4 protein-coding genes and 1 pseudogene are annotated in these 3,943 nt (G+C 46.0%); all 5 read left to right on the plus strand.

The features are described from left to right. The coding region (locus WCO51_10625) for a manganese efflux pump MntP family protein (protein MEI6513710.1) at positions 1 to 482 on the plus strand (482 nt) is incomplete at its 5' end. A gap of 99 nt (positions 483 to 581) precedes the next feature. After that, positions 582 to 956, plus strand: a pseudogene (locus WCO51_10630) (nuclear transport factor 2 family protein). 330 nt (positions 957 to 1,286) lie between these two features. Continuing rightward, the gene (locus WCO51_10635) at positions 1,287 to 1,727 is read left to right on the plus strand and encodes an FKBP-type peptidyl-prolyl cis-trans isomerase (protein ID MEI6513711.1); all 441 of its coding nucleotides are present in this window, start codon (positions 1,287 to 1,289) and stop codon (positions 1,725 to 1,727) included. Positions 1,728 to 1,976: 249 nt separating this feature from the next. Then, on the plus strand, positions 1,977 to 2,804 hold the full coding sequence (locus tag WCO51_10640) for a prepilin-type N-terminal cleavage/methylation domain-containing protein (protein ID MEI6513712.1): 828 nt from the start codon (positions 1,977 to 1,979) through the stop codon (positions 2,802 to 2,804). A gap of 364 nt (positions 2,805 to 3,168) precedes the next feature. Next, positions 3,169 to 3,943 (plus strand): hypothetical protein (locus WCO51_10645; protein ID MEI6513713.1); only part of this gene is annotated, 775 nt, incomplete at its 3' end.

The raw sequence follows: 3,943 nt of genomic DNA on the forward strand, positions 1-3,943 counted from the left end.
CTCTTAAACATGTAACGGTTAAAGATGGTCTGAAAATAGGTGGAACTTTTGGTCTATTTCAGGCCATCATGCCATTAGCTGGATGGTCTATAGGCGCAGGACTTAGCAGGTACATCACAGGGGTTGACCATTGGATTGCCTTCGGTCTTCTCACGATAATTGGTCTTAAAATGATCCATGAGTGCGTCAAACCCGATGAGGACAGACGTAAGTTAAACATACGCGATCTCCATATTCTCTTTGTCTTAGCTATTGCCACCAGTATCGATGCCATGGTTATAGGATTAACTTTTGCGTTCCTGGGAATCCAACCCATAATTCCCGCGCTGATAATAGGCGCTATTACGTTCTTCCTATCCTATCTTGGGGTAGAGCTTGGCGATCACTTTGGCCGCTACTTCTACAAAAAAGCCGAAGTAATCGGCGGTCTAGTCCTAATCACCATCGGCCTGACAATCCTTCTCGAACATTTAATTTCGTAGTAGGTACGCTTGCGCCAAGCTAACGGTTTGCTGTAGAATATTTCAACTATTAAGTTCTTCCTAACAGGAGATGAGTGAATGAAATTAGCTAGGATTTGGATGTTGCTTTTGGGATTAACGGTGGTCGGCGCATTGGCGCAGGCTGCGGTTGTCCAGGATGAGTTTGTTAAGCAGGAACAGACAGTCTTGAGCGCGTTAGCGAGTAAAGACGCCGATACCCTGACGAAGCTAATAAACCCCTATTTTAACTTCGTATCCTATCGAGGACGCATCGGCCGCGCTGATTTACTTGAGCTCATAAAAACTCAAACAATAGGCAATCTAACGATTGAGAATCCCAAAGTTCAGAGTTTCGGTGACATGGGCATTATCACCTATAGCTTCAAAGCGGATGAAAAGACCGGCCCGGTAACCGTTTGGGCAAGCAGTGTGTGGGCTAAATTCGGCGAGAAGTGGATGATGGTTTATCATCAAGAGAGTCGTCCCCTAGTCGAGCACAAATCCCAATTATTCAATATTACTGATGATTATGCCGGCGTTCGCAATCCTCTTTTACTCGAATTCATAAGAAACGATAAACCTATTCTTGAAAGTTTAGGCAAGAAAGACATCTCAGCCATTCAACGACTTCCTGCCTCATTCGAAGCAATGGACCTTACAGGCAGGCTTAATAAAGCGCAGCTCATTAATATTGCCGGCAAATCAGGAAGCATAAACTCAACTCAAATTCGATACAACCTGAACCTATTTGGCAATACAGCGATTATAAGCTATTACCTGAAGGAACGAGACATAAGCGGGCCTATGCCCACCAAGTGGGTTGGTCTCGTCTTTTCTAAAGTTAATTCAAAATGGACACCCTTATTTCGACAAGAAACAATCGACATCAAACCCTCAAAGGAGATACTCATGACAACAGAAAGCGGCCTTCAATATGAAGATACAGTCGAAGGAACCGGTCCCTCACCTGAAAAAGGTCAGACCGTCACTGTTCACTACGTTGGGATGCTAACCGATGGTAAGGAATTTGATAGTTCCGTAAAACGCGGCCAACCCTTCGCATTTACAATCGGAGTTGGCCAAGTAATAAAAGGTTGGGATGAAGGGGTCAGCACGATGAAAGTGGGCGGAAAACGACGATTAACCATCCCGCCAAATCTTGGATACGGCGCAGCAGGCGCTGGCGGCGTCATCCCTCCAAACGCAACCCTTATATTCGACGTCGAGCTATTGGGCGTAAAGTAGTCGCAACCCCTAAATAGCGGTGCATATTTACGGAGAGATTTTGCTGTAAATATACACTTTTCTCAAACGTATGGTATAGTGATAGTAAGCATCCTTGTTATTTGCGTTGGTGGTATGTGTTGCACTTTTGTAGTAGTTATTATTAAGTTATACCTCTAGCACGCGCTACCGCCATTACCGATAATAATATGGGTGTAAAATCGTCGTCAACAGTACGACACAAACCAAAAGAAAGGTGGAATTTTTGTTATGCGCAATTCAAAGTCTGGTTTCACTCTTATTGAGTTATTAGTCGTTATTGCCATTATTGTTATTTTGGCAGCCATCCTGTTCCCTGTTTTTGCTGCAGCGCGTGAAAAGGCTCGACAAACCTCATGCGCCAACAACCTGAAGAACTACACAGCCGCTATGCACGGCTATGTAACTGACTGGGGTGGAGTATATCCCACTCGCTTTATTGGCAACGCTCCTGAAGCGCTGAACCAGAACATTAACCCCGGCCGACCCGGCTGGATTTACAACGCGGTTCACCCGTACATGAAGAACCAAGCAATCTCCATGTGCGCCTCTACTCCTGATAACACATGGGAATTCCCACTCGAGCCTACTTCCACGTATGTCGCATCCTATGCCTACAACTACATGCGTTTAAACGGTACCGGCGATGCTGATATCGATCGATCTGCCGATACAATCATGATGTGGGATAGTATGCTCAACTATTTTGACGAGAGATTAGGATCACCTTGGCTCTCTGCTAAGACTACAGGCGCTGATCTCGACCCTAATTTCACCACTTTTGCAGCGGCATGGGGCGCAGCTTCTGCCTATGGTCATGACGTCTTTAACTTCTGTGGAAAAGACGGCATAACTTGCGCCGCTTGGACTAAGGGCACTAATTATAAAAACGTCATGTGGCACAACGATAATGGCAACATCGCTTTTGCAGACGGCCACGTGGCTCCATCCAACTTCAGCAAGTTGAAGTACGAACAATTCTTCAAGTTGGAAACGTTTACTGCACAAAACTGTGGTGGCCAGGTCGTAACAGCGTGCAAAGCGACTACGTTCCAATAGTTTAATCTCAACGGCTTAAATAACCTTTATTATAGAAAACAGCCCGACAATCACTGTCGGGCTGTTTTTATTTTGATTAGAGCACCAAGTAGGTTTTAACCGCCAAGCAGGAGAGGCAATGATCCAATATGGGCCTCACTGAGTAGGGCGAGGCCCATATCGAAGGGATCAGGAAACGAGTCTGGCGAATGAATTCTCGACTGTTGAGAGCAAAGTCCGCCTACGCTGACTATCCGGAAGAGTCCACGCAGGTGGACTTCGCTAATATCAGCTGCGGTTTCAACCGCCAAGCAGGAGGGACTCTGCCCTTCGGAGGGCGCAGCAAGCTTCGCCCCTACAAAAGTCAGAGGAGGGTAACTTCGGCATGAACATTCTCGCTACGTATACGCTATACTTATGCCCGATGTCATTAGATGCTATTGAAACGGAAGATACCTCGCTTAGATATCCTTACTGGAAATGGAATTTTGTACTCCTGCTCAGTGAGGCTATTTTCTTTATGGCGGGGGCGGCATGTATTGATGTTACTGCGGTCATTCCGGTCTTTCTTAATAACCTGACAGACTCAACGGTCGTTATTGGAGCGGTGCTGGGGATACGATGCATTACGACACTGATCCCTCAAATATTTATGGCACGGTTTTTAAGTCATCGGGTCCACGCGAAACCTACTCTTCTTATCTGTGCCTATATTGGGAGGGTGCCTCTTGTATTTTTCTCAGGATGGCTGTTATGGGGCGCATCGAATCGAAATGAAATCCTGGCAACTTTTATTCCTGTCTATGGCATGTTCATGATGATGGATGCCTGCTGTTGGGTTCCATGGACTGATATGCTCAATCGAACACTTCCTCCGAGAGTGAGAGGTTGGTATTTTGGGTGGTGGCAATTCTTTACGGGACTACTTTCCCTTGTCTCAGGCTTATTTGTGAGTTGGGCATTAAAGACGTTCTCATTCCCGCGCAATTTCGGCTGGCTACATGCCGGCGCGGCAGTTGGAGTGATGCTGTCAATTTTCTTACTTTCACTTATCAAGGAGCCCAAGCGAGTTCAAACAGAAGATCCTCAACAAACCTTTAAAGACTATATTGACCAGATACGTATCTTCTGGCATTCTGATCCCGCTGTGCGTTTATGCA

It is taken from the genome of bacterium, from assembly GCA_037131655.1.
Taxonomy (GTDB): Bacteria; Armatimonadota; Fimbriimonadia; order Fimbriimonadales; family JBAXQP01; genus JBAXQP01.

Bases quoted from the DNA above. Each gene is read 5' to 3' on its own strand.
- WCO51_10640 (MEI6513712.1), top strand. From the start codon at position 1,977: ATGCGCAATTCAAAGTCTGGTTTCACTCTTATTGAGTTATTAGTCGTT.
- WCO51_10635 (MEI6513711.1), top strand. From the start codon at position 1,287: ATGCCCACCAAGTGGGTTGGTCTCGTCTTTTCTAAAGTTAATTCAAAA.